This is a genomic window from Streptomyces sp. NPDC025638, from assembly GCF_055558775.1.
In genome coordinates this window covers 485,314-509,506 of record NZ_JBVHLX010000005.1, presented here as the reverse complement: position 1 = coordinate 509,506, position 24,193 = coordinate 485,314, and the positions used below count along the sequence as shown (strand labels likewise).

Sequence of the window (24,193 nt, the reverse complement as noted above, 5' to 3'; positions counted from 1 at the left end):
TCGTCAGCACTCCTTCCACGGGGTCCAGTCGCCGAGATACGTCTCGCGGGTCGCCGAGCCGGCCTGTTCGTCGGTGAGCTGGGGCCGGTTCTCCCAGACGGTGATCCCGGCACCCGGGCCCGTGTTGCGATACTCGGCGAACCGCTGGCTCTGCCACGGATAGGCAGCCGACATATTGGTGTAGGGCGCGACCGCGTCGATCCCGGGGCCGAGCCGGGTGTCCCGGACGGTGAGCATCGGACGGGCGGTGGGGTCGGAGCCGGGGACCCAGGGGCGGGCCAGCTTGTAGAAGGCGTCCGGGGCCTCGCTGCTGACACGGCTGCGGGTGACCAGATAGCCGCGCGGGTTGGCGACCGCCGTGGAGGGCGCGAAGACGAAGCCGTACGGCGCGGCGGTCAGGTCGGCGCGGTTCAGGGTGCGGAAGTGGCACCGCTCGTAGACCGCCGTGGCCCGGCCGAAGACGAAGTCGACATCGCCCTCGACGTAACAGTCGCGGTAATACTGGCGGGCGAAGGCACCGAGCGCGATCGAGTCGGCGTAGAGCGTGTCCTGGTGGCCGAGGAACCGGCAGTGCGTGAACGAACCGCGGTCGCCCTGCACCTTGACGGCCACGGCCTGGGTGCCCGTGATCTCCGGGTGCTCGGCGCGCAGCCAGTCGTTGGCGAAGGTGATCCAGCGGGCGGTGAAGCCGTCCGCCTGCACGGTGGTGGTGGCCGATCCGGTGGTGCCGTAGGTGCCGCCGCCGGGCTTGGGGGTGCCGGCCGCGTTGTCGTACACGATCACGACGTCCCGGGGGTCCTCCGAGGCGCCGATCCAGGTCGTCTCCGTGCGGCCGGCGTCGACGACGACCGTCTCCCGGTAGGTGCCCGGTGCGATGACCAGCGTCCGGCCGCTCCCTCCCCCAGTGCTCAACGCCTGGGAGGTGCCCCCAGCGGCGGTCACCGCGGCCTGGACGGAGGTGTGGTCGCCCCGGCCGTGCGGGTCGACGTACAGGGTGGCGGGGGTGAGACGGCGGGCCGGTGAGCCGTACCGCCCGAACGGGCGCGGCCCGCCGTCGGCCCGCGCGGGAGCCGCCGGCAGAAGGCCCAGCGCGGCGCCCGCCATGAGGAAACCGCGCCGGGACAGGGAGGTTCGAGGATGGTGCGAGGGCATGAGCGTGCTCCTTCGCGGTGCAGGGCGGCGGATCAGCGCAGGTGACCGGCGCCGGCGCAGTGGTCGACGATGCCGGGCAGGGCCTTCGCCGGATCGACCTTCGTCCGCAGGGTCGGCGTCCAGCCCGCGCCCGACTGGAGGATCTCGCCCGGCACTTCGGCGTTGTGGACGGCGATGAGATCGGTCGGGGTGCCGTTGACGTAGTTGTCGGCGGCGGTCAGCGGCGCCTCCTTCCACTTCTTCAGGATCGAACCGGCCTTGACCCCGGCGGCCAGCGTGAACGCGTTGTGCTCGGCGACGAGCTGTGACTCCATCCCGATGCCGTAGCTGTAGGAGAAGCCGTCCTCGGCCACGAAGTGGTTGTTGTACGAGTCGACCTGCCCGAAGCGGACGCGCGGGGCGCGCTCGACCAGGTTCGAGAACAGGTTGTGGTGGAAGGTGACCTTGAGGTGCCCCCGGTCGACGGCGGCCGTGGCGGCGCTGTCGCCGTTGCCGATCAGGATCGTCTTGTCGTGGTCCTCGAAGACGTTCCAGGAGGCGGTCACGTAGTCGGCGCCCTTGACGATGTCCAGCTCGCCGTCGTGCTGTTCGTAGATGCGGCCGAAGTAGGACGGCAGCGTGCTGTCCGGGTGGTCCCCGTCGGTGAAGGTGTCGTGGTCCATCCACACATGCGTGGAGCCGTGGATCACCGCGCTGTCGTACTCGGAGTTCCAGTTGCCGTCGGCGGTGTCGGTCGGGTCCCACTGGGGGAAGCAGTCGAGCGGGCTCTCGAAGCCCAGGTTGCGGACGATGACGTTGTCGACGCCCTTGATCTGGAGGCTCGCGCCCTTGAACCCGGCGTTGCTGCCGATACCCACGATGGTGGTGTCGGCCGGGACGTTCGCCTTGATGTAGGCGTCCTGCTTGGCGGCGGAGGCGCGGCGCAGGCCCTCGGGGCTGTCGTCGGGTTCGGCGTCCAGGTTGGTGGAGCGGCCCCAGTTCTCCGGGGAGTACGTGGCGAGGTAGGCGTCGAAGTCGTAGCCCGGCGCCTCGAACGAGGCACAGCCGGGCCCGTCGGCGTCGATCGTCCCCTTCACCTTGATGATCCTGGGCGCGCTGCCGCCGTCGGCCAGGGCGGCCTTGAACTCTTCCCAGGTGGTGACGGTGTAGACATGGGTGGAGTCGGCGGCGGCGCCTCCCGTGGTGCCGGTGCCGTACGCGCCCCATCCGTCGTTCGCGGCCAGTACCTGGTGAGCGAGGTCCGGATGCCGGGATTGCGCGGAGGCCGTGCCCGTGACGGCGAGCACGAGAGCCGTGCAGCCGGCAAGGCTCGCTGTGACACGTCCATGACATATCTGGGTACGCACTGTGCGGTCTCCTCGGTTACGAATCCGATGCGGGTGGCCAGTTGATCCAAGAGACGGGAATCTCGTCGTGCAGCCGGACGACGTCGCGGGACGCGAGCACCCGCGTCCGCAGCGACTCCCGCGCGACGAGCCGCGCCACGGCGATGGCCCCCGGCGGATTGAAGTGCGTGTTGTCCTGCTCGGTGTCGGTCCAGTTGAAGTAGGTCTTCGTCGCCTCGACCCCGAGCCGCTGCCAGAGCGCGAGCGACAGCGCCTCGATGTCGAGCAGCGCCACGCGCTCCTCCTGCGCGAGCGCGCGCATCGCCGCCGGATAGTCGCCGTGGGTCGGCACGGCGTTGCCGTCGGCGTCGAACTTGCGGCGCTCTACCGGGGTGACGAGGACGGGCCGGGCACCGTGCGCACGGGCGCCGTCGATGTAGAGCCGCAGATAGTCCTGGTACGTGGTCCAGGGCTCGGTGTAGCGGGTGGGGTCGGCGGACTTCTCGTCGTTGTGCGCGAACTGGACGAGAAGAAGATCACCGGCCCGGATCTCGGCGAGGATCGCGTCGAGCCGGCCTTCGTCGACGAAACTCTTCGAACTCCGCCCGTTCACGGCGTGGTTGGCGACCACCCATCCCTTCCGGAGAAAGAAGGGGAACGCCATTCCCCACCCGGTCTCGGGAGCCGCGTCGGCGTATTTCTGGGCGGCGGTGGAATCACCGGCGAGGTAGACGGTGCGGTGCCGCTCGGGAGAACGACTAGCAAGGGGAATCGCGGCCAGAGCCGCGGAAGTTACCTGTCTGCGCGTAAGGGACACGAAGGTGCACCTTTCAACAGAGGGTGTGTAGATCAGGGGCGCGGGGAACTGCGCGACCGGCCACAAACCGGCCCGCAGTCACCCCACAACCGAAACCACCCGAGCTCTCAGTGGTTCTTCTTCCAGTCCGCCTGCGCCGCATTGAGCTGATCGGCAAGCATGTCCAGGAATTCCTTCGCGCTCATCTTCCCGAGCAGCACCTTCTGGAAGTTCGGCTCGTTGTCCGCCTTGGAAATGGTGTTCCAGTCGGGCAGGTAGTAAGGCAGCTGCACGATCTTCGTGCCGGCCCCGTTCAGCGCCTCGGCGGCAAGCCTCGTCGGCTCCGACTGCTGAACCCACGCGTCCTGCGCCGCCTCCGTGTTGGCCGGCACCTGCCCCGCCGTCTCGTTCCACTTGCTGTTGGACTCATGCGAGGCCGCGAACTCGATGAACTTCCAGGCGGCCGACTTGTTCTTGCTCGACTTGAACAGCCCCAGCCCGTCCACGGGATTGGACACCTGCACCCGGGTCCCGTCGTCCAGCGTCGGGTTCGGAAGGCCCTTGAACTTGCCGCTCAGCGCCTTCTCGTGGTCCGCATAGGAACCGAGGTTGTGGCTCAGCATCCCGATCGTGCCGGAATCCCACTGGGCGACCATCTTGGTGAAGTCGTTGTTGACGTCGGCGGACGGGGTGTCCTTCTTGTACAGGCCGACGTACTTCTCCAGCGCGGCCACGTTCTTCGGGTCGTTGACCGTGGTCCTGTCGCCGTTCCAGAAGGACGTGATCCCGCTCTGCCCGTAGGTGGCGTCCAGGGCCTGGGCGATCGAGCCCTCACCGCCCCGAATGGTGTAGCCGAACTTGTTCTTGCCCTTGTCGGTGAGCTTGCCGGCGGCGGTGTAGAACTTCGTCCAGGTCGTCGGCGCCTCCAGCCCGGCGGCCGTGAACAGGTCGGTCCGGTACCACAGCGTGCCGTTGTTGGCCGAGGTCGGCACGGTGTACGTCTTCTCGTCGCCGCCGGCCGCCTTCACGCTCTCCAGGAACTTCGCGTTGAGCCTGCCGTTCAGCGAGCCGGACGAGATCCGGCTGTCCAGCGGCTCCAGAGCCCCCTGCGCGGCGATCTCGGCGAGCATCGCGGTGCCGACGCCGCCGACGTCCGGCAGGCCGCCGCCCTGGATGGCGGTGTCGTACTTGGACTGGACGCTCGCGGCGGGCACGCCCACGTACTTGACCTTGATGTCCGGGTACTTCTTCTCGAAGTCGGCGATGATCTGCTTCCAGACGTCGGTCCTGACACCGCCGTTGTTGTCCCAGAAGGTGATCGTGCCCTTGCCGGAGCCTTCGTTCCCCTTGTCGCCCGCGCCGCCGCTGCCGTCGTCGCCGCAGGCGGTGGCGGTCAGCGCGAGCACGGAGCCCAGGGCGACGGCCGTGGCGGCGCGCCTGCTTCTGCGGATGCTGCTCTTCATCGGTCGGCTCTCTTCTTCCGGATCCAGCGGAGACATGGACGGCAAGCGCTTGCCGAGGGGGTGCGTCATTGCGGCTCCCAACAGGCGGGTGGACTCAGGCGGGGGTGATGCGGAAGTGCGTGAAGGTGGCCGTGCCGGCGTGTCCCGGCCCGGCGGGTGCGAGGGCGAAGAGGCCGAGCAGGGCGCCGACCCAGCGCCAGGGGGTGGCGGCGAAGACGGGTCCGGACGGGCGGAAACCGTCCCCGGTGTCGGCCGAGAAGCGGCAGCGGGCCCCCGGCGCGGCCTCGATGCGCAGCCGGACCCGGCCCTCGGGCACGGCACGCGCGTGCTCGGCGTCCCGCTCCTTTTCAGCGAGGGGCTCGGCGAACCGGTGCACGAGCAGGACCGTCCCGTCGGCCCCCCGCTCAAGCCCGATCCAGCCGTATGCGTCCCCGAGCACGGCAAGCCCGGCCCGCGCCCCCGGCTCCTCGCCGTCCAGCCGTAGGCCGACCTCGACCGCGCAGGGCGCGCCGGGCAGCCGCTGAGTGAGTACGTTCGGCAGTTTCCGCAGGTCGTGCGCGTCGGACGAGCGGACGCAGGACAGCCGCAGACCGTCGGCGGAGTGCTGGGTGGCCCAGCCGTCCCGGGGGTTGGCCACCCACTGCCACTGACGGCCGTACCGACCGCCGGGGAAGTGGTCGTCGGTGGCGGGCGCGGCGGGCGACTGCGGCGGGAGTCCGGGTCTGCGGTGTACGGCGACGGGGGCGCCGTCGTCCCCGATCACCGGCCAGCTGTCCGCTCCCCAGCGCATCGGCTGGAGGTGCACGACCCGGCCGTACGCGCCCCGCTGCTGGAAGTGCAGGAACCAGTCCTCGCCGGAAGCGGTGCGCACCCAGCCGCCCTGGTGCGGCCCGTTGACGTCGGTGTCCTTCTGCTCCAGGACCACCTTCTCCTCGTAGGGGCCGAAGAAGCCGCGCGAGCGGAAGGCGCCCTGCCAGCCGGTCTCCACTCCCCCGGCGGGCGCCAGGATCCAGAACCAGCCGTCGTGCCGGTGGAGCTTGGGCCCTTCGAGGGTGAACCAGCCGGGGATGCGGTCCGCGTCGACGATCACCTTGCCCTCGTCGAGCAGTGAGCTGCCGTCGGGGTGCATACGGTGGCCGGTGAGCCGGTTCTTGATGCCGGAGCGGGACCGGGCCCAGGCGTGCACGAGGTAGGCCTCGCCGGTCTCCTCGTCCCACAGCGGGCACGGGTCGATCAGGCCCTTGCCCTCCTTCAGCAGGTGCGGACGGCTCCAAGGGCCGCGGATCTCGGGCGCGTTGATCTGGAAGATGCCCTGCTCGGGGTCGCCCCAGAAGATCCAGAAGCGCTCGTCGTGGTACCGGAGCGAGGGTGCCCAGACCCCGCAGTCGTGCCGGGGCGCCGCGAACTCCTCGGCCGGGTCCAGGCGTTCGAGGGCGTGACCGATCAGGGTCCAGTTGACCAGGTCACGGGAGTGCAGCAGCGGCAGCCCGGGGACACGGCCGAAGCTGGACGCGGTGAGGTAGAAGTCGTCGCCGACGCGGACGACGTCCGGGTCGGACCAGTCGGCGTCGAGGACCGGGTTGCGATAGGTGTCCTCCGTGAGGCCGGCGCTCATGGGCTCACCGCCTTGCGGACCAGTGCCGCCGCCTCGTCCCGGCCCAGGCGGCCGTCGGCGACGACGGTGACGACCCGCCGTACGACGGTCTCGCAGGACGGGACCGGCACCCGCCGCTCGTGCGCCAGCGAGGAACCCACCCCCGGGTACTCGGCGGTGCGGACGAACCACGGGTCGCGCCGTGTGTCGTCGGTGGCCCCGGCGAAGACCAGCGTCCAGTCGGCGCCGGTCAGGGCGAGCCAGTCGGCGCGGGTGCCGTGGACCTCCGGCTCGCCGTCGCGCTCCGCGGTGAAGACGTGCGGGGCAGTGGCCTCCTTGCGGGCGCGCCAGAAGAAGCCGCCGTAGGCCGCGCCGGGGCGTCCGTTGGTCGCGGGGCTGCCGAACGACAGCGGGTCCGGGGTGACGTTGGTGAGGGAGAAGGTGAAGTCCAGCGCCCAGGCGAAGTCGGTGAGCGCGGTGGCGGCCACGGTACGGCGCTCGCGCAGCAGCTCGGTCCCGGCGGCGACCCAGCGCAGCTCCTCCACGAAGCCGTCGGGGTCGCGGAGCTGGAAGGAGGTGTGACGCTGGGCGCCGTGGTTGTCGAGCTCGGTGGGGCCCCGGTCGCGGACGAAGGTCCGCCCGCCCCAGAAGTTGTGCCCCTCGACGTCGGGAACGGCGACACCGACGCCGAGGTGGTGGATGTGGTCGGCCGGGCTCACCTCGGTGACCGTGGTGCCGGACAGGGTGGTGACGGGGTGCAGATGGGGGCGCGGGGAGAGGCGGGCCGGGAGTTCGGGACGGGTGAGGTAGCGGCCGACCGGGCGGCCCGCGGCGCGCAGGACGAGGGTGTCGTCGGTCGTCATCAGGTGCTCCCCTGTTTCCGTGGCGCCCAGGGGGCGCCCAGCTCTGAGTAGAGGGCGAGGGTGTCGGCGGCGGCCGCGACGAGTCCGTCGATCCCGGGCACCACCCGGCGGTTCTCATCGGGCAGGAGGCGCCAGGCGCCGGCGGGCAGCGCGACCGGGTCGTCGGCCAGTCGAATCGCTTCAACGACCTTCATGAAGGCGCCCGTCGCATCGGGTTCGACCAGCAGCGGGGCGCCGATGGTGAGGTGGTCGACGAGGTTCCCCAGCAGATCCGTGCGTTCGTACTCGATCTCCTGCGGGCCGTGGCCCGCGCGCTGGAGCAGGATGCGGTCCTGCTTGTACCAGAAGGTGATCCGGCCCCGGTCGCCGTGCACCAGGACGTACGGCTCCCCGGGGTCCTCGGCGCACAGGGTCGCGGCGACGGTGACCGGGCCCTTGGCGGTGCTCACGCGGACGCAGGAGGTGTCGTCGGACTCGATGTCGTTGGCGCGCAGCAGCTCGGTCTCGATGCCGGTGACGTCCTCGGCGCGGGTGGTGCCGAGGAGGGCGAGACCGGTGGCGACCGCATGGGCGAGGGGGTTGGTGAGCACGCCGTCGACCACGTCGACGCCGTTCAGCCGCCGCCTGCCCGCCCAGGGCGCCCGTCGGTAGTACGCCTCGTCACGCGCCCAGGCCCCGCCGCCGCCGACGCCCATGACCTCCCCGATCGCGCCCTCCTCGATCAGTTCCCGGATCGCGGGCACGGCGTGCGAGCCCAGCGACTGGAAGCCGATCTGGCAGACCACTGCGGCCTTGGCGACCCCGTCGGCCATACGGCGGAACTCGTCGTAGGAGGGCGCGGGCGGCTTCTCCAGCAGGATGTGGACGCCCCGGTCGGCCGCGGTGAGGGCCAGGTCGGTGTGGGTGGGGATGGGCGTGCAGATCACGGCGATCAGCGCGTCCGTGCGGTCGAGGAGGGCGCCGAAGTCGGCGGACTGGACGGGGACACCCAGGCCCTCGGGGATCTCGTCCCCGGCCAGCGGGGTGAGTTCGCAGATCCCGGCGAGCCGGACGACGCCCTTGTCCTGGAGCCGGCGGATGTTGTCGAGGTGCCAGCGGCCGTGGCCGCGTGCGCCCGCCAGGACGATCGGGACGGGTGTGCTCACGGGATCCTCCCTGCGTTGTCGATCTTTCCCTGCAGGGTAAGCGGCCGGGCGGGGGCGGCCCGATGGTGTCTCAACCCTTCACCGCCCCGGCGCTGAAGCCCGTGATCAGCCACTTCTGGATGAACGCGAACACGATCACCACGGGTACGGCGGCGATGATGCCGCCCGCGGCCAGCGCGCCCAGATCGACGCTGTCCGAGCTCATCAGGGTGTTGAGGCCGACCGGAATCGTCTGCTTGCTCTGGTCGGAGAGGAACATCAGGGCGAACAGGAAGTGGTTCCAGGCGTGCACGAAGGCGAAGGAGCCGACGGCGATCAACCCGGGCCGCAGCAGCGGGAGTACGACGATCCGGAAGGCGGTGAGACGGTTGCAGCCGTCGACCCAGGCGGCCTCTTCCAGGGAGTACGGAACGTTCCTGATGAAGCCGCTGATCAGGATCATCGACAGCGGCAGCTGGAAGACGGTCTCGGCCACGATGACACTGCCCAGTGAGTTGATCATCTGGAGCCTGGCGAAGATCTGGAACAGCGGGACGAGCAGCAGCGCGCCCGGCACGAACTGGGAGCACAGCAGGGCCAGCAGGAACGCGCGCTTGATCCGGAAGTCGAAGCGGGCCAGCGCGTAGCCGCCGGCGAGTGCGACGACCGTGGTGAGGACCAGGGTGGCGATGCCGACGTACACGCTGTTGGCGAAGTAGGTGCCGAAGCTGCGCTCGGTCCACACCTTCTGGAAGTGGTCGAGGGTGACCGGCCAGGGCACGAGCGAGGTGGAGCCGGCCGGGCGCAGGGCGAAGAGCAGGATCCAGTAGAAGGGGACCAGGGTGAAGAGGAGGTAGACCGACAGGGGGAGGTATATCTGCCGGCGTGGAACCTCGTCCCAGGAACGGCGGCTGCGGCGCGGCCGTGCGGGCTCGGACACCGCGCGCTCGGGTGCGGGAGCGATCTCGGTGATCACTTGGTCTCACCTCCGAACTTGCTCAGCCGCAGATAGACGATCGAGCAGAAGAGCAGGATCACGAACGCGACCGTGGTCAGGGCGGACGCGTAGCCGAAGTTGTGGGCGTCGACGCTGGTGTTGGCGATGTACAGCGGGAGGGTGGTGGTCTCGCCCGCCGGGCCGCCGCCGGTGAGGGTGTAGAGCAGGTCGACGTTGTTGAACTCCCACACCGCGCGCAGCAGCGTGGACAGGACGATCGCGTCCTTCAGGTGCGGGAGCGTGATGTGCCAGAACTGCTTGAGCCGGCTCGCGCCGTCGACCTCGGCGGCCTCGTACAGGTCCTTCGAGACGGACTGCAGGTCGGCGAGGAGGAGGATCGCGAAGAAGGGGACGCCCCGCCACAGATCGGCGACCACCGCCGCCGGGAAGACGGTCGAGGTGTCCGACAGCCAGCTGGTGCCGTACGAGCCGATGCCCACGTCGGCGAGGTAACGCGTGATGCCCGTCTGGGAGTTGTAGAGCAGCACCCAGACCGCGGAGGTCAGCACGCCGGAGACGGCCCACGGGGAGAACACCAGGGCGCGGCCCAGCGCCCGGCCCGCGAAGGTCTGGTTGACGATCAGCGCGAGGGCGAGCCCGAAGAGCAGTTGGAGGCCCACCTCCACGACGACCCACTTGGCGCTGAAGGTCAGCGTGTCCCAGAACCGGGGGTCGTCGGTGAAGGCGTGGACGAAGTTGTCGAAGCCCGCGTAGCCGTTCCGCCACGGCTTGGTGGGGTTGTAGTTCTGCAGGCTGTAGTAGAAGACGCTGATGACCGGATAGGCGATGAAGCCGAGCATCAGCAGGCCTGCCGGGGCGATCAGCAGGTACGGCAGCCTGCGCGGGGTCGCGGAGGCACGGCGCCGCCGGGGTGGCGCGGGCGGTTTCGCCACGGCTGCGGCTTGGGCCACGACTGTTCTCCGTTCGCAGTGGGGCGGGTGCAGCAGGTGCAGGAAGCGCTTGCTTCATACGCATGGGTGAAGCGCTTCAACGATCGGGGTGCGGTGGTCCGGTCAGCCCGCGTACGGGTCCGGCACCTTGCCCGGCCGGGACAGGAACTCGAAGTCGCAGCCGGTGTCGGCCTGGGTGATCTGCTCGTTGTAGAGCGCGCCGTAGCCGCGCTCGTGACGGACGGGCGGCGGCGTCCAGTCGGCCCGCCTGCGCTCCAGCTCCTCGTCGTCCACGTGGAGTTGAAGCGTGCGCGCCTCGACGTCCAGGGTGATGGAGTCCCCGGTGCGCACCAGCGCAAGCGGTCCCCCGACGTACGACTCGGGCGCCACGTGCAGCACGCACGCGCCGTAACTCGTGCCGCTCATACGTGCGTCGGAGATCCGCACCATGTCCCGCACGCCCTGTCTGAGCAGGTGGTCGGGGAGGGGCAGCATGCCGTACTCGGGCATGCCGGGCCCGCCCTTGGGTCCGGCGTTGCGCAGGACGAGGACGCTGTCGGCGGTGATGCCGAGCCAGGGGTCGTTGATGGTGCGCTGCATCGTCCGGTAGTCGTCGAAGACGACGGCCGGACCGGTGTGCTTGAGCAGGTGCGGCTCGGCGGCGATGTGCTTGATGACCGCGCCGTCCGGGCAGAGGTTGCCGCGCAGCACGGCGACCCCGCCCTCGCTCGCGACCGGGTTGTCGCGGGTCCGGATGACGTCGTCGTCGTGCACCCGGGCGCCCGCGAGCTGCTCGCGCAGGGTGTCGTACGAGACCGTCGGCCGGTCGAGATGGAGCAGGTCCGGGATGCGGGAGAGGAACCCGGCGAGGCCGCCCGCGAAGTGGAAGTCCTCCATCAGATACCGCTGTCCGCCGGGGCGGACGTTGGCGAGGACCGGGACCGTGCGGGCGATGCGGTCGAAGTCGTCGAGGGTGAGCCGCACCCCCGCCCGGGCCGCCATGGCGATCAGATGGATCACGGCGTTGGTCGAGCCACCGAGCCCGAGGACGGTGGTGACCGCGTCCTCGAACGCCTCGCGGGTGAGGATGTGGGACAACTTCCGGTCCCGGTGGACCAGTTCGACGATGCGCAGGCCCGACGCGGCGGCCATCCGGTCGTGCCCGGAGTCCACGGCCGGGATGCTGGACGCGCCCGGGACGGTGACACCGAGCGCCTCGGCGGCGGCGGTGAGCGTGGAGGCCGTACCCATGGTCATGCAGTGGCCGGGCGAGCGGGCCAGGCCGCTCTCCAGTTCGGCCATCTCGCAGTCGCCGATGAGGCCGGCGCGCTTGTCGTCCCAGTACTTCCACATGTCGGTGCCGGAGCCGAGGACCTCGCCCCGCCAGTGGCCCGGCAGCATCGGCCCGGCGGGCACGAAGACCGTGGGCAGGTCGACGCTCGCGGCGCCCATGAGCAGGGCGGGCGTGGACTTGTCGCAGCCGCCCATCAGGACGGCGCCGTCGACCGGGTAGGACCGCAGCAGTTCCTCGGTCTCCATCGAGAGCAGGTTGCGGTAGAGCATCGGGGTCGGCTTCTGGAAGGTCTCGCTGAGGGTGGAGACCGGGAATTCGAGCGGGAAGCCGCCGGCCTGCCACACCCCGCGCTTGACGGCCTGTGCCCGGTCCCTCAGGTGCACATGACAGGGGTTGATGTCCGACCAGGTGTTGAGGATCGCGATGACCGGCTTGCCCAGGTGCTCCTCGGGCAGATAGCCGAGCTGGCGGGTGCGGGCGCGGTGGCTGAAGGAGCGCAGTCCGTCGGTGCCGTACCACTGGTGGCTTCTGAGCTCTTCCGCTTTCTTGATGCCGTTGTTCATATCGACCATCCGGCGACGATGGCGGCGACCTCGGCGCGCTCGTCCTCGGGCAGCTGCCTGCTGGGCGGGCGGACCTCGGGGCGGCACAGGCCGAGGGAGGCGAGGGCCTCCTTGACGACGGTGACGTTGTCGGCGGAGCCGTTCGCGGCGCGCAGTTCCTCGAAGCGGCGGATCTGCTCCCAGACCTTCATGGCGGCGGGGTAGTCGCCGGATCGAAGCGCTTCGATCATGTTCAGCGAAACGGCCGGGGCGACGTTCACGAGCCCGGAGGTGAAGCCGGTGGCCCCCGCGGAGAAGTACGAGGGGGCGTACGGCTCGGCAAGACCGGCCACCCACACGAAGCGGTCGAGACCCGCGTCCCGGGAGAAGGCGGCGAAGCGGGCGGCGTCCGGGACCGCGTACTTGACGCCGATGACGTTGGGGCAGGTGTCGGCGAGTTCGGCGAGGCGGGCGCCGGGCAGCTGGGCGTTGCGGATGTAGGGGACGACGCCCAGTTCGGGGACGGACTCGGCGATCGCGCGGTGGTAGTCGACCCAGCCGCTCTGCGCGACGTACGGGTGGACGGGCTGGTGGACCATCACCATCCCGGCGCCCCGCTCACGGGCGTGCCGGGCGGTCGCGACGGCGGTGGGCACGTCGTGGCCGACGCCGACGAGGACGGCGGCACGCTCGCCGACCTCGTCGAGGGTCGTCTCGGTGACGAGCCGGCGCTCCTTTGGGGTGAGGGCGTAGAACTCGCCGGTGTTGCCGTTGGGGGTGAGGGTGGTGACACCGCCGTCGAGCAGCCTGCGCAGCAGGGCCCGATGGACGTCCCGGTCGACGGTGCCGTCCTCGGCGAACGGGGTCACCGGGATCGCCACCACATCGGCCAGGGCCGCCCGCTGGGTCTCGAACGTCACGCCGCTCATTCCTGACCTTCCTGTGCCGGGGACTCGTCGGCGGCCTGCGGGAACGCCCGCCGGACGAACGACGCGATGTGGGCGTGCAGGGCGCCGGCCGCGCCGTCCGCGTCGCCCTCCAGGGCGAGCCGCAGGATCTCGCGGTGCTCGCCGGCCTCCCGTTCCCAGGAGGGGTCGGCGGCCCAGGCGACGGCGGAGACGAGGGCGGCCTGGTCGCGGACCTCGTCGAGCATCCGGCCGAGCAGCGGGTTGCCGCACGGCAGATAGAGGGCTCGGTGGAACTCCCGGTTGGCGAGGGAGCGTTCGGCGGTGTCCGTCGCCTCGTCGGCGCGGGTCAGCGCGTCACGGGCGGCGTCGAGGGAGGCGCCGAGCCGCACGGCCCGCTTCAGCGCCTCCGGTTCGAGCAGCAGCCGCACGTCGTAGACCTCGCGTGCCATGTCCGCGTCCACCATGCGCACCGTGACGCCCTTGTACTGGTTCATCACGACCAGTCCGGTCCCGGCCAAGGTCTTGAGCGCCTCGCGCACCGGGGTCTTGGACACTCCGAACTGCGCGGCGAGCTCGGTCTCGACCAGGGCCTGACCTGGCGTCAACTGCCCAGTGAGGATGCGGTGTTTGATCGCGTCCAGCACGAACTGCGTACGGGACGGGATCGGCATGGGCACAGAGGTCATGCGCGCCTCTCGGATCTCGCGTATGTGATCTCACGTATCGCGTCTCATATATGACGTACGAAGTACGACGCGTTGAAGGTAGGAGCGCTCCTGTGTTTCGTCAATGCTTCTGACAAAGGAAGTTGACGTGCCGTCGGGGAGCTTCAGACGATCCTGCTGTCGCCCTCACGGGCGGTGTCCGTGGGCCGGCCGAAGGCCACCGCGGCGCGGGCGGTCGCCGACTCACGGTTGAGGGTGGGCCCGACGTGGGTGATGAACAGCTCGCGCACATGGGCCTCGCGGGCGACGCGGCCCGCGTCCTCCGGTGTCAGATGAACCCGTTTGCCTTCGCGATGCTCGTCGATGTCCGCCTCGCACAGGAACGGGTCGGCGCGGGTGGCGAGTTCGATGAGCGCGGCACAGGCGCCGCTGCCCCCCGAGTAGGCCAGCACGCTCCCCTGGCACTCGGCGCGCAGTCCGTAGGCCTCGGTGTCGTGGGCGACGGCGCGGGCGGTGAGGCGCAGATTCCAGTGCTGGGCGACATGGCCGTCGCACAGGGACCGGAAGTCGAAGACACCGTTCAGGAAGTCCACACCGGCCTTCCCGAGGAAGCCCGCCGGCCGCCGGGCACAATCCCCCGGCGCGTACACCGGAACCGGCGCGGGCGGGGCCATGCCGCCGAACGCGAAGGCTCCCCCAAGCTCTCAACTTCGTTCGAGCAGGGAGGTACCCCCATCGGCGGCGAGCAGATCCGCGCTGTGGTCGGCGTGCAGATGCGAGATCCAGATTGCCGTGAGCCGCGCGGGATCCGTGTGCCGCTGCAACTCGGCGAAGGTGCCTGGCCCGGCGTCCACCCACACCTCGGCGCCACCGCCCCGCGGCAGGTACCCGGAACACGGGCGCCCCGGCTGCGGGTACGGGGAGGCGGTGCCGAGGACGGTGAGCGTGAGGGGCATGCCCGGAGCGTGATGTCGCCGACTACTTGATCAGACGAAATCCGGGCTGCCGCAGCCACCCGTCGAGGAATGCGGCGTCCCCGACATGGCGCAGCCCGCGTCCGCCGCCACCGGCACCAGCACCGTACGCCACCTGGACGAACAGCCCCGGCAGCACGGGCGCGTCCAGCATCCCGTCGAAGTCGATCAGGGCGTCGAGGCCGCCGCCAGGAAGAACGCACCGGTCCCCTCGGCATCGGCGCCCGGTCCGAGCGCCGACGGATCCTCGACCCAGAAGTCGACCTCACCGTCGTCCCGGACCACCACCGGTGCGCAGAAGCTCTCCAGCCACGGAAGCAGCCGGCCACCACCTCCCGGTCCGCCTCGCCCCGGTTCCGTACCCGTTTCTCTTTCGTGCCGTCCTACGGCCGCCACCCCGGATCCCGCCCGCTCAGTCCCACCGCGCGGTCCAGCAAGGGGGCGTCGGCCGGGACGGGGACAACCGGGCCGAAGGCGCCGTTGCCGCGGTCGGGGTTGTCTGCCGCGGCGTGCAGGAAGCCGTACGACGCCTGTAGGGCTGCGCCGTCGGGGGTGTACTGCTGGCCGGTCGCGCGGGCCAGGTCCCAGCCGTGGATCACCAGCTCGTCGGCGACGACCGCACCCGCGACCGCGCCGGGCAGGTCGACGCCGCCCGCGCGGGTCATACCGGTCCACGCCGCGGGCTCGCGCCAGGCCTCGGCGAGCTCGTCCAGGACCTTGGGCAGCGCCTCGCGCCAGCCGGGGCCGACGTCCGGCTCGGCGGTGTTCGGGCTGGTGTCGGTGGTGGCACCCAGATCCTTGTGGGCGGCGTCGCGGAAGGCGACGGACAGCCCCATCAGGTGCCCCAGCATGTGGCGCACCGCGTAGTCCGGACACGGTGTCGCGGCCGAGAGCTGCTCATCGGTGACACCCTCGGCGAGCCGCAGCAGCTCGCGCGTCTGCGGGCCGAGGTCGAGGATCGTGTCGGTCATCCCGTTGCTCCTTGGGGATTGCGCTGGACATCTCCGTACGGAAGGTGGACTGTCCGGGTTCCCGGAACTCATCGGTGGGCGCCCTCCTGGAGCGTGACCCGCCTCCTGCGCGACCGCAACGCGGCGCTCTGCCCGGCGTCGCGCTGTCCGGCTCCGGCCGGGGTACTGGCTCAGCGCCGGTCGAGCAGCGCGTCCCGCACCGCCGCCAGGTCCCCGTCCGACGCCAACCCGGCGTGATACAGCCGTAGTTCCGTCGCCCCCAGGTCCCGCGCCCGGGCCGCGTCCGCCGCGAGTGTGCCGGGGGTGCCGCCCATCCCGGAGACCACGGTGAAGTTGGCGGCGAGAACGGCGTCCGCGCGCCCCTGCTGCGCGAACGGCGTCAGCGGACCGGGTCCGCCCGTGCAGGGCACGACCACACCGTCCGCGACGGACAGGATGTGCGCCGGGTCCACGCCCGCGTTGGCACCGCAGTGGTACGTCACCGGGTCCGCGTGGAGCAGCACCTGGAAGCCGTCGGGAGCGGCCGCGCGGACCGCGGCGACGGCCTCCTCCTGGAGGGTGCGGGCGGTTTCCTCGCGCCACGCGCGCGTGGCGGCGGCCCGCTGTACGCCGAGGAGCTTCTCCACGCCCGCCCAGCCTCCGTCGTCGGGCGCCCCCTGCCACAGCGGCTGCAGGGCGGCCCGTACGGCGGTGGCCAGCTCGTCGGGGTCCAGGCCCTGTCCGCCGTACCCGTCCCGGCAGGCGGGGCAGAAGCAGAGCGACATCAGGTACTGGCCGGCCTCCCCGAGGCCGACTCCGCCGGTCTTGTCGTGGGCGTGCAGATGCGCGAGGCCGCACCAGCCGAGTGACTCCAGCTCGGTGCCCCGGGCTCCGGGCCGTACGGCGGCCTCCGCGGCCAGGTCGACGAGGTACGCGCGCGTGGCGGGCTGTGCGATGCATGGCGCCCAGGGGTAGCGGTCGCCGTAGGCGTTGACGACCGAGGTGTCCGGGTGCTCGGCGCCCAGGCGGGAGTTGTGCGCGAGGACGACCCAGGTGTGCACCTCCAGGCCGGCCGCCGAGAGCTCCGCGGCCGCCGTGCCGTAGGCGTCCCCGGGCGCCCAGCCCCCGGCCGGGTACGGGCGTATCGTGCGGCCCGTCCAGCGGTCGCCGGGCGGATACAGTACGGCCGCGTGCTCGGCGGTGACGACGCGGTGGCGAGGGTGGCGGGGGGTCAGTGCGCGTGTGGAGTGGTAGGCGGCCGCGAGGGTCGCCTGGGCCACCCCGAGCGCGGCGATGCGGGCGGCTGCCTCCGGGTCGCCGACGACGTCCCAGGGGTAGACGAACGCCGACGCCTTCACGCGTCCCCCTCCAGCAGCGCGTAGCCACGCTCGATGATCCGGGCGAGCTGCTTGACGTGGTCCTCGGTCGGCTCCTGCAGCGGGGGCCGCACCTCCCCCACGTCCAGTCCGCGCAGCCGTACGCCCGCCTTGACGAGGGCGACGGCGTATCCGCGGCCCTGGGCACGCAGTTCGACGAACGGCCGGTAGAAGCCGTCCAGGAGGCGGTGCGCGGTGCTCTCGTCGCCCGACTCCAGCGCGCGGTGGAAGGCGAGGGCGATCTCCGGCGCGAAGCAGAACACGGCGGAGGAGTAGAGGGTGATGCCGAGGGCGCGGTAGGCGAGCTGGGTCTGCTCGGCGGTCGGGAGTCCGTTGAAGTACAGGAAGTCGCCGGGGACCTCGGCGCGTACGGCGCTGACGATCCGCTGCATCAGGTCGAGGTCGCCGAGGCCGTCCTTGAAGCCGATGATCCCCTCGGTGCGCGCCAGCTCGACGACGGTCGGCGGGGTGAACACGGCGTTGTCCCGCTGGTAGACGATCACGGGCAGGCCGGTCGCCGCGGCCACCTCGCCGTAGTGCCGTACCAGTCCCTCCTGGCCGGCGACGACGAGGTACGGCGGCATGGCCAGCAGCCCGTGGGCACCGGCGCCCTCGGCGAGCCGCGCGTAGCGGACGGCGAGGGCGGTGCCGTATCCGGCGCCCGCGACCACCGGTACCCGCCCCCCGGCCGCCTCGACGGCTGCCCGTACGCAGGCCTCGAACTCCTCGGGCAGCAGCGCATGGAACTCCCCGGTGCCACAGCAGGCGAACACGGCGGCGGCACCCGCCTCGACGCCCCGGCGCACATGCGTGCGGTAGACGTCGAGGTCGACCGAGCCGTCGGGGCCGTAGGCCGTGACGGGGAAGAACAGCGGTCCGCTCGGGACACGGAGTCGGGCGGCGAGAGGGGCTGGCGTCACGGGCGCTCCCTGTCGGTGCATGTCTCTGATCGGCGTCCATATTTCTGAACACGACCACGCTACGGGCCCTTCTCGGGACCGGTCAAGCGGGCAAACGAGCAACAGGGCAGCAGATTTCCGCACGCCACGCCACACTTGACTAGCCAGGTCAGCCCTCCCTAGCGTGTCCATGAATGTGAATGCCAGGCATGAATGCGATCGTTGAGCCAAGGAGACCGTGGATGCCCGCTCCCCGCACCGTCCTGCTCACCGGCGCCGCCGGCGGCCTCGGCACCCTGATGCGGACCCTCCTGCCGGAGTACGGCTACGACCTGCGCCTGTTCGACGTGCGCCCCATCGACGGCGAGCCGGACGCGATCACCGCGGACCTCTCCGACACCGCGGCGCTGCGCGAGGCCGTCCGGGGCGTCGACGCGGTCCTGCACCTCGCGGGCATCTCGCTGGAAGCGCCCTTCGAGAAGATCCTCAAGTCGAACATCGAGGGCACCTACAACCTGTACGAGGCGGCCCGCCAGGAGGGTGTGCCGCGCATCGTCTTCGCCTCCTCCAACCACGCCGTCGGCTTCACCCCGGCCCCCCGGGGCACGGACCCCCTGATCCCGGTGGACACCCCGCGCCGCCCGGACACCTTCTACGGCCTGTCCAAGGCCTTCGGTGAGGACCTCGCCCAGTTCTACTGGGACAAGTACGGCCTGGAGACGGTCTCCGTGCGCATCGGCTCGTGTTTCCCGGAGCCGACCGGTGTGCGCATGCTCTCGGTCTGGATGAGCCCCGCCGACGGCGCCCGCCTCTTCCACGCCGCCCTCACCGCCGACAACGTCGGCCACACCGTCGTCTACGGCTCCTCCGCCAACACGCGCCTGTGGTGGGACCTGACGAGCGCGCGGGCGCTCGGCTATGAACCGCGGGACGACTCCGAGCCGTACGCCGAGAAGCTGATCGCCGAGCACGGCGAGCTGGACCCGGAGAACCCCGCCCACAGCCATCTGGGCGGCCACTTCGTGAACGACCCGCCGATCTGGCCGTACTGAGGGACGCGCAAGGATCACTCCGAGGGACGCGAGACGATCGCTCTCACGGACAGGCGGGCGTGATCCGAACGGGCCCGCCCGCCCACGCATTCGGACACCGATCGGACCCATCCGCCCCCGCATTCGGGCACGGGCGCTGCCCGCTCTCACGTCCCCTCCTGCAGTCCAGCAGGTCCGAGGCGGGCACACCGATCCGTGAACGGGCCGATACGGGCAGCATCGAACTGGCAACAGACCTGGTCAGAGCCGCGCACCCGCTGTAGAACTGCCCCCATGGCCCGAACGGGCGGTTCCACAGGGAAGCGGGTGACGACATGAGCACCAGTACGGCGGAGGAACGCCAGCGCGAGATTCTGCGTGCCGCGCGAGCCACGGGCTCGGTCGACGTCACCGCGCTCGCCGTCCGGCTGGGCGTGGCCAAGGAGACCGTCCGGCGCGATCTGCGCGCCCTGGAGGACCACGGCCTGGTGCGCCGCACGCACGGGGGCGCCTATCCCGTGGAGAGCGCCGGCTTCGAGACGACGCTCGCCTATCGCGCCACCAGCCATGTGCCCGAGAAGCGCCGGATCGCGGCCGCGGCGGCGGAACTGCTCGGGGACGCCGAGACGGTCTTCGTCGACGAGGGCTTCACCCCGCAGCTCATCGCCGAGGCCATGCCGAGGGACCGGCCGCTGACCGTGGTCACCGCCTCCCTCCCGGTCGCGGGCGCCCTCGCCGGGGCCGAGCACATCTCGGTACTGCTGCTCGGCGGCCGGGTCCGGCCCGGCACGCTGGCGACCGTCGACCACTGGACGACGAAGATGCTGGCCGGCTTCGTCCTCGACCTCGCCTTCATCGGCGCCAACGGCATCTCCCGCGAGCACGGCCTGACCACCCCCGACCCCGCGGTCAGCGAGGTCAAGGCGCAGGCCGTCCGGGCCGCGCGACGCACGGTCTTCGCGGGTGTGCACACCAAGTTCGGGGCGGTCAGCTTCTGCCGGTTCGCCGAGGTCGGCGCACTGGAGGCGATCGTGACGAGCACGCTGCTGCCGGTGTCCGAGGCCCATCGCTATTCACTGCTGGGACCACAGGTCATCCGGGTCTGAGGAGCCGACGCCACCGCACAGGTCATTCGCATGCCCGTCGAAATCCCTTATCCCCCCATACGTCATCCCCCATACGCCATCCCCCCATACGTCCAGGAGCGATCCATGCGCACCCAGAGCCGACGGAGGCCGCGAGCCGCGCTCGCCATGGCCGCCGCAGGGACGCTGCTCGCCCCGTTGCTCTCCGGCTGCTGGTCCGGGGCGGGCGGGTCCGGTTCCGGCGGCGACTCCATCGACGTCCTGATGGTCAACAACCCGCAGATGACCGAGTTGCAGAAGCTCACCGCCGCCCACTTCACCGCGGAGACCGGCATCAAGGTCAACTTCACCGTCCTGCCCGAGAACGACGTCCGCGACAAGATCAGCCAGGACTTCGCCAACCAGGCCGGCCAGTACGACGTGGCCACCCTCTCCAACTACGAGATACCGATCTACGCCCGCAACGGCTGGCTGCACGAGATGGACCCGTACGTCAGCAAGGACCCCTCCTACGACGAACAGGACGTCCTCAAGCCGATGCGCCAGTCCCTGACCGGCAACGACGGCAGGCTCTACGGCCAGCCCTTCTACGGCGAGTCGTCCTTCCTGATGTACCGCAAGGACGTCTTCGCGAAGAAGGGCCTGACGATGCCCTCGCACCCGACCTGGACCCAGGTGGCCGACCTGGCCGCGAAGGCCGACGGCGCCGAGCCCGGTATGAAGGGCATCTGTCTGCGCGGACTGCCCGGCTGGGGCGAGCTGATGGCGCCGCTCACCACCGTCGTGAACACCTTCGGCGGCACCTGGTTCGACCAGCGGTGGAAGGCCCAGCTGGACTCGCCCGAGTTCGAAAAGGCGACGAAGTTCTATGTCGATCTCGTGCGCGAGCACGGCGAGTCGGGCGCCGCCCAGTCCGGTTTCGCCGAGTGCCTCAACAACATGACCCAGGGCAAGGTCGCCATGTGGTACGACGCCACGTCCGCGGCGGGCCTGCTGGAGGCGGCCGAGTCCCCGGTCAAGGGCAGGCTCGGCTACGCCCCGGCCCCCGTCGAGAAGACGGACTCCTCCGGCTGGCTCTACACCTGGGCCTGGGGTATCCAGAAGGCCTCCCGCAACCCGGACAAGGCCTGGAAGTTCGTCTCCTGGGCGTCGAGCAAGCGGTACGAGCAGCTGGTCGGCGACACCAGCGGCTGGTCGAACGTCCCGGCGGGCAAGCGCGCGTCGACCTACACGAACGCCGCCTACCGCAAGGAGGCCGCCGCGTTCCAGGACATGACGAAGGACGCCATCGAGAACGCCCGCCCCGACGACCCCGGCGTGCAGCCCCGCCCCGCGCCCGGCATCCAGTTCGTCGGCATCCCCGAGTTCACCGACCTCGGCACCAGGGTCTCCCAGGAGATCAGCGCCGCCATCGCCGGACGCCAGTCCGTCGACTCGGCCCTGAGCAAGTCCCAGCGGCTCGCCGAGAAGATCTCCAAGGAGTACGAGGGACGATGACCGCGACCACGACAGCACCCCTGGCGACCACACCGGTACGCGCCTCGCGGCAGCCCTCCGCCCGCCTGCGCGCCTGGGCCACCCGGGCCCCGCTCCTGCCCGCCCTCGTCTTCATGATCGTGGTGACCCAGCTCCCGTTCGTGGCCACGCTGGTGATCTCCTTCTTCGACTGGAACGCCCTCTATCCCAGGGCCCGCCACTTCACCGGCCTCGACAACTACCGAGAGGTCCTGACCGACGCCGACCTGCGTCACTCGGTGTGGACGACGGTGCTGCTCACCGCGGCGGTGGTGCTGGCCGCGCTGGTGCTCGGCCTCGCGCTGGCCCTGCTCCTTGACCGCAGGTTCCGCGGCCGGGGCGTCGTCCGCACCCTGCTGATCGCCCCGTTCCTGGTGGTCCCGGTCGCCGCGGCCCTGCTCTGGAAGCACGTCCTCTACAACCCCGAGTACGGCCTGTTCAACGGCCTGCTGCACTATGTCGGCGGCCCCCAGCCGGACTGGATCTCGAACACCCCGCTGCTCGCGGTCGAGGCCTCCCTGGTGTGGCAGTGGACGCCCTTCATGATGCTGATCCTGCTGGCCGGTCTGCAGAGCCGGGACCAGCAGCAGATCGAGGCCGCCCGGGTGGACGGCGCGAGCGACTGGCAGATCTTCCGCCACCTCACGCTCCCGCACCTGCGCCGCTACCTCGAACTCGGCGTCCTGCTGGGTTCGATCTACATCGTCCAGAACTTCGACGCGGTCTTCACGATCACCTCCGGCGGTCTCGGCACCGCCAACCTGCCCTACACCGTCTACCAGAGCTTCTACCAGGCCCATGAGAACGGCCTCGCCTCGGCCGCGGGCGTCCTGGTGGTCATCGGCTCGATCGTCATCGCGACCTTCGCCCTGCGGGTGGTGTCGTCGCTGTTCCGCGAGGGGGTGTCCCGCGCATGACCACAACCGCCGTGCGGCGCAAGAGCCTCGGCCTGGGTCTGGTGGCCTGGCTGGCGGGGATCGTGTTCTTCCTGCCGATCGTCTGGATGGCCCTCACGTCCTTCCACTCCGAGCAGGACGCGGCGACCAACCCACCGTCCTTCACCGCCGCCCTCACCCTCGACGGCTACCGCGACTTCTTCGGCACGGGCGGCGGGGCGAGCCCCTGGCCCGCGCTGATCAACTCCACCGTGGCGTCGGTGGTCTCGACGGTGTGCGTGCTGCTGCTGGCGCTCCCGGCCGCGTACGCCCTGTCGATCCGCCCGGTGAAGAAGTGGACGGACGTCCTGTTCTTCTTCCTGTCGACGAAGATGCTGCCCGCGGTGGCCGGCCTGCTGCCGATCTATCTGTTCGCGAAGAACGCCGGGATGCTGGACAACATCTGGCTGCTGGTCGTCCTCTACACCGCCATGAACCTGCCGATCGCGGTGTGGATGATGCAGTCGTTCCTCGCCGAGGTGCCGGTCGCCGTGATCGAGGCGGCGAGGGTGGACGGGGCGCGGCTGCCGACGGTCCTGGCCCGGGTGGTGGCCCCCATCGCCCTGCCCGGGATCGCCGCCACGGCCCTGATCTGCTTCATCTTCAGCTGGAACGAGCTGCTCTTCGCCCGCGTGCTCACCGGCGTCGTCGCCGAGACCGCCCCCGTCTTCCTGACCGGCTTCATCACCAGCCAGGGCCTGTTCCTGGCCAAGGTGTGCGCCGCGTCGCTCGTCATCTCCCTGCCGGTGCTCGCCGCAGGGTTCGCCGCCCAGGACAAACTGGTCCAGGGCCTGTCGCTGGGAGCCGTGAAATGAAGGCCGCCGTCGTCGAGTCCGTGGGCCGTGCCGTCGTCGCCGAGGTCTCCGACCCGACGCCGGGCCCGCGCGAGGTCGTGGTGGAGGTGGCCGCCTGCGGCCTGTGCGGCACGGACCTGCACATCCTCCGGGGCGAGTTCGCGCCGAAGCTGCCGATCGTCCCCGGGCACGAGTTCGCGGGCGAGGTGGTCGGGGTCGGCACCCAGGTCACCGAGGTCGCGGTCGGCGACCGGGTGGCGGTGGACCCGTCGCTGTACTGCCACGAGTGCCGCTACTGCCGTACCGGCCACAACAACCTCTGCGAGCGCTGGGCGGCGATCGGCGTGACGACGGCCGGCGGAGCCGCGCAGTTCGCGGTGGCGCCGGTGGCCAACTGCGTGAAGCTCCCCGAAAACGTCCGCACACAGGACGCGGCCCTGGTGGAGCCGCTGTCCTGCGCGGTACGCGGCTACGACGTGCTGCGCGCGCGGCTGGGCGCACACGTCCTCATCTACGGCTCCGGAACTATGGGCCTGATGATGCTGGAGCTCGCCAAGCGCACCGGCGCGGCCAGCGTGGACATGGTGGACGTCAACCCGGCCCGGCTGGAGACGGCCCGCCTGCTCGGCGCGTCGGCGTCCGCCGCGGACGCGGACGAACTGGAGCGGCCGCGGGGCTGGGACGTCGTGGTCGACGCGACGGGGAACGCGGCGGCGATCCAGGACGGGCTGGACCGGGTGGCCAAGGCGGGCACGTTCCTGCAGTTCGGCGTGGCCGACTACGCAACGCGGGTCACCATCGACCCGTACCGCATCTACAACCAGGAGATCACCATCACCGGTTCCATGGCGGTGCTCCACAGCTTCGAGCGAGCAGCGGAACTGTTCGCGAACGGCGTCCTGGACCCGGAGGTCTTCATCAGCGACCGCATCCCCCTGGACCACTACCCGCAGGCCCTGGACCAGTTCGCGGCGGGGGTGGGCCGCAAGATCGTGGTGGTGCCGTGACGGGTGATGTCGTG

Annotated in this window: 22 protein-coding genes and 1 pseudogene; 6 read left to right on the top strand and 17 right to left on the bottom strand. The window is 70.7% G+C overall.

The window, feature by feature from the left end:
• Positions 1–3: 3 nt before the first annotated feature.
• The 17 genes and pseudogenes from ACZ4EG_RS16400 to ACZ4EG_RS16320 all read right to left on the bottom strand — a co-directional run bounded on the left by ACZ4EG_RS16400 (position 4) and on the right by ACZ4EG_RS16320 (position 17,833).
• Positions 4–1,152, bottom strand: a complete 1,149-nt coding sequence (locus ACZ4EG_RS16400) for a pectinesterase family protein (protein ID WP_453548452.1) — start codon at positions 1,150–1,152, stop codon at positions 4–6.
• Between the two features lie 32 nt (positions 1,153–1,184).
• A complete protein-coding gene (locus tag ACZ4EG_RS16395) occupies positions 1,185–2,498 on the bottom strand; it encodes a pectate lyase family protein (RefSeq protein WP_467791069.1) in 1,314 nt (437 codons plus the stop codon).
• Between the two features lie 16 nt (positions 2,499–2,514).
• Positions 2,515–3,294: a rhamnogalacturonan acetylesterase gene (locus ACZ4EG_RS16390; RefSeq protein WP_467791068.1), complete on the bottom strand. Its 780-nt coding sequence runs from the start codon at positions 3,292–3,294 to the stop codon at positions 2,515–2,517.
• A gap of 107 nt (positions 3,295–3,401) precedes the next feature.
• A complete protein-coding gene (locus tag ACZ4EG_RS16385) occupies positions 3,402–4,736 on the bottom strand; it encodes an ABC transporter substrate-binding protein (RefSeq protein WP_453548445.1) in 1,335 nt (444 codons plus the stop codon).
• 94 nt (positions 4,737–4,830) lie between these two features.
• Positions 4,831–6,351 (bottom strand): glycoside hydrolase family 43 protein, encoded by a 1,521-nt coding sequence (locus tag ACZ4EG_RS16380; protein WP_467791067.1) that lies wholly within the window; start codon positions 6,349–6,351, stop codon positions 4,831–4,833.
• Positions 6,348–7,193, bottom strand: coding sequence for a DUF6807 domain-containing protein (locus ACZ4EG_RS16375; protein ID WP_467791066.1), 846 nt, complete (start codon positions 7,191–7,193; stop codon positions 6,348–6,350). The genes ACZ4EG_RS16380 and ACZ4EG_RS16375 overlap by 4 nt, the downstream gene beginning before the upstream one ends.
• Positions 7,193–8,338, bottom strand: coding sequence for a Gfo/Idh/MocA family protein (locus ACZ4EG_RS16370; RefSeq protein WP_467791065.1), 1,146 nt, complete (start codon positions 8,336–8,338; stop codon positions 7,193–7,195). Before ACZ4EG_RS16370 ends, ACZ4EG_RS16375 begins: the two co-directional genes overlap by 1 nt.
• Positions 8,339–8,408: 70 nt before the next feature.
• Positions 8,409–9,281 (bottom strand): carbohydrate ABC transporter permease, encoded by an 873-nt coding sequence (locus ACZ4EG_RS16365; RefSeq protein ID WP_453548641.1) that lies wholly within the window; start codon positions 9,279–9,281, stop codon positions 8,409–8,411.
• Between the two features lie 8 nt (positions 9,282–9,289).
• The gene (locus ACZ4EG_RS16360; protein ID WP_453548436.1) at positions 9,290–10,225 is read right to left on the bottom strand and encodes a carbohydrate ABC transporter permease; all 936 of its coding nucleotides are present in this window, start codon (positions 10,223–10,225) and stop codon (positions 9,290–9,292) included.
• A 102-nt stretch (positions 10,226–10,327) separates the two neighbouring features.
• A complete protein-coding gene (gene araD, locus ACZ4EG_RS16355) occupies positions 10,328–12,070 on the bottom strand; it encodes an L-arabinonate dehydratase (protein ID WP_453548434.1) in 1,743 nt (580 codons plus the stop codon).
• On the bottom strand, positions 12,058–12,969 hold the full coding sequence (locus ACZ4EG_RS16350) for a dihydrodipicolinate synthase family protein (protein WP_453548433.1): 912 nt from the start codon (positions 12,967–12,969) through the stop codon (positions 12,058–12,060). The genes araD and ACZ4EG_RS16350 overlap by 13 nt, the downstream gene beginning before the upstream one ends.
• On the bottom strand, positions 12,966–13,634 hold the full coding sequence (locus ACZ4EG_RS16345) for a GntR family transcriptional regulator (protein ID WP_453548431.1): 669 nt from the start codon (positions 13,632–13,634) through the stop codon (positions 12,966–12,968). Before ACZ4EG_RS16345 ends, ACZ4EG_RS16350 begins: the two co-directional genes overlap by 4 nt.
• Before the next feature lie 143 nt (positions 13,635–13,777).
• Positions 13,778–14,569 (bottom strand): annotated as a pseudogene (locus tag ACZ4EG_RS16340) (MBL fold metallo-hydrolase).
• 22 nt (positions 14,570–14,591) lie between these two features.
• On the bottom strand, positions 14,592–14,741 hold the full coding sequence (locus ACZ4EG_RS16335) for a DUF6368 family protein (RefSeq protein WP_467791064.1): 150 nt from the start codon (positions 14,739–14,741) through the stop codon (positions 14,592–14,594).
• A gap of 229 nt (positions 14,742–14,970) precedes the next feature.
• Complete coding sequence (locus ACZ4EG_RS16330; protein WP_467791063.1) at positions 14,971–15,558, bottom strand: TIGR03086 family metal-binding protein; 588 nt, start codon at positions 15,556–15,558, stop codon at positions 14,971–14,973.
• Positions 15,559–15,728: 170 nt separating this feature from the next.
• Entirely contained in the window at positions 15,729–16,895 is a 1,167-nt protein-coding gene (locus ACZ4EG_RS16325) for a hypothetical protein (protein ID WP_467791062.1), read from the bottom strand.
• Positions 16,892–17,833: a 5-dehydro-4-deoxyglucarate dehydratase gene (locus ACZ4EG_RS16320; RefSeq protein WP_467791061.1), complete on the bottom strand. Its 942-nt coding sequence runs from the start codon at positions 17,831–17,833 to the stop codon at positions 16,892–16,894. Before ACZ4EG_RS16320 ends, ACZ4EG_RS16325 begins: the two co-directional genes overlap by 4 nt.
• Before the next feature lie 221 nt (positions 17,834–18,054).
• Here ACZ4EG_RS16320 and ACZ4EG_RS16315 point away from each other — a divergent pair, with 221 nt between their 5' ends.
• The 6 genes from ACZ4EG_RS16315 to ACZ4EG_RS16290 all read left to right on the top strand — a co-directional run bounded on the left by ACZ4EG_RS16315 (position 18,055) and on the right by ACZ4EG_RS16290 (position 24,179).
• A complete protein-coding gene (locus tag ACZ4EG_RS16315; protein WP_453548421.1) occupies positions 18,055–18,864 on the top strand; it encodes an NAD-dependent epimerase/dehydratase family protein in 810 nt (269 codons plus the stop codon).
• 314 nt (positions 18,865–19,178) lie between these two features.
• Entirely contained in the window at positions 19,179–19,949 is a 771-nt protein-coding gene (locus ACZ4EG_RS16310) for a DeoR/GlpR family DNA-binding transcription regulator (RefSeq protein ID WP_453548419.1), read from the top strand.
• Between the two features lie 105 nt (positions 19,950–20,054).
• Positions 20,055–21,425, top strand: coding sequence for an ABC transporter substrate-binding protein (locus ACZ4EG_RS16305; protein ID WP_467791060.1), 1,371 nt, complete (start codon positions 20,055–20,057; stop codon positions 21,423–21,425).
• Entirely contained in the window at positions 21,422–22,360 is a 939-nt protein-coding gene (locus tag ACZ4EG_RS16300) for a carbohydrate ABC transporter permease (RefSeq protein WP_453548414.1), read from the top strand. Before ACZ4EG_RS16305 ends, ACZ4EG_RS16300 begins: the two co-directional genes overlap by 4 nt.
• Positions 22,357–23,193 carry a carbohydrate ABC transporter permease gene (locus ACZ4EG_RS16295; protein ID WP_467791059.1) on the top strand — a complete coding sequence of 279 codons (837 nt, stop codon included), beginning with the start codon at positions 22,357–22,359 and terminating at the stop codon, positions 23,191–23,193. The genes ACZ4EG_RS16300 and ACZ4EG_RS16295 overlap by 4 nt, the downstream gene beginning before the upstream one ends.
• Complete coding sequence (locus ACZ4EG_RS16290) at positions 23,190–24,179, top strand: zinc-dependent alcohol dehydrogenase family protein (protein WP_453548410.1); 990 nt, start codon at positions 23,190–23,192, stop codon at positions 24,177–24,179. Before ACZ4EG_RS16295 ends, ACZ4EG_RS16290 begins: the two co-directional genes overlap by 4 nt.
• Positions 24,180–24,193: the final 14 nt, after the last annotated feature.

What these genes read in the sequence shown, in the direction of transcription:
- ACZ4EG_RS16400 (WP_453548452.1), bottom strand. Translation starts at nt 1,152, where the DNA reads ATGCCCTCGCACCATCCTCGAACCTCCCTGTCCCGGCGCGGTTTCCTC.
- ACZ4EG_RS16385 (WP_453548445.1), bottom strand. Translation starts at nt 4,736, where the DNA reads ATGAAGAGCAGCATCCGCAGAAGCAGGCGCGCCGCCACGGCCGTCGCC.
- ACZ4EG_RS16380 (WP_467791067.1), bottom strand. Translation starts at nt 6,351, where the DNA reads ATGAGCGCCGGCCTCACGGAGGACACCTATCGCAACCCGGTCCTCGAC.
- ACZ4EG_RS16375 (WP_467791066.1), bottom strand. Translation starts at nt 7,193, where the DNA reads ATGACGACCGACGACACCCTCGTCCTGCGCGCCGCGGGCCGCCCGGTC.
- araD (WP_453548434.1), bottom strand. Translation starts at nt 12,070, where the DNA reads ATGGTCGATATGAACAACGGCATCAAGAAAGCGGAAGAGCTCAGAAGC.
- ACZ4EG_RS16350 (WP_453548433.1), bottom strand. Translation starts at nt 12,969, where the DNA reads ATGAGCGGCGTGACGTTCGAGACCCAGCGGGCGGCCCTGGCCGATGTG.
- ACZ4EG_RS16345 (WP_453548431.1), bottom strand. Translation starts at nt 13,634, where the DNA reads ATGACCTCTGTGCCCATGCCGATCCCGTCCCGTACGCAGTTCGTGCTG.
- ACZ4EG_RS16335 (WP_467791064.1), bottom strand. Translation starts at nt 14,741, where the DNA reads ATGCTGGACGCGCCCGTGCTGCCGGGGCTGTTCGTCCAGGTGGCGTAC.
- ACZ4EG_RS16330 (WP_467791063.1), bottom strand. Translation starts at nt 15,558, where the DNA reads ATGACCGACACGATCCTCGACCTCGGCCCGCAGACGCGCGAGCTGCTG.
- ACZ4EG_RS16315 (WP_453548421.1), top strand. Translation starts at nt 18,055, where the DNA reads ATGCCCGCTCCCCGCACCGTCCTGCTCACCGGCGCCGCCGGCGGCCTC.
- ACZ4EG_RS16310 (WP_453548419.1), top strand. Translation starts at nt 19,179, where the DNA reads ATGAGCACCAGTACGGCGGAGGAACGCCAGCGCGAGATTCTGCGTGCC.
- ACZ4EG_RS16305 (WP_467791060.1), top strand. Translation starts at nt 20,055, where the DNA reads ATGCGCACCCAGAGCCGACGGAGGCCGCGAGCCGCGCTCGCCATGGCC.
- ACZ4EG_RS16300 (WP_453548414.1), top strand. Translation starts at nt 21,422, where the DNA reads ATGACCGCGACCACGACAGCACCCCTGGCGACCACACCGGTACGCGCC.
- ACZ4EG_RS16295 (WP_467791059.1), top strand. Translation starts at nt 22,357, where the DNA reads ATGACCACAACCGCCGTGCGGCGCAAGAGCCTCGGCCTGGGTCTGGTG.
- ACZ4EG_RS16290 (WP_453548410.1), top strand. Translation starts at nt 23,190, where the DNA reads ATGAAGGCCGCCGTCGTCGAGTCCGTGGGCCGTGCCGTCGTCGCCGAG.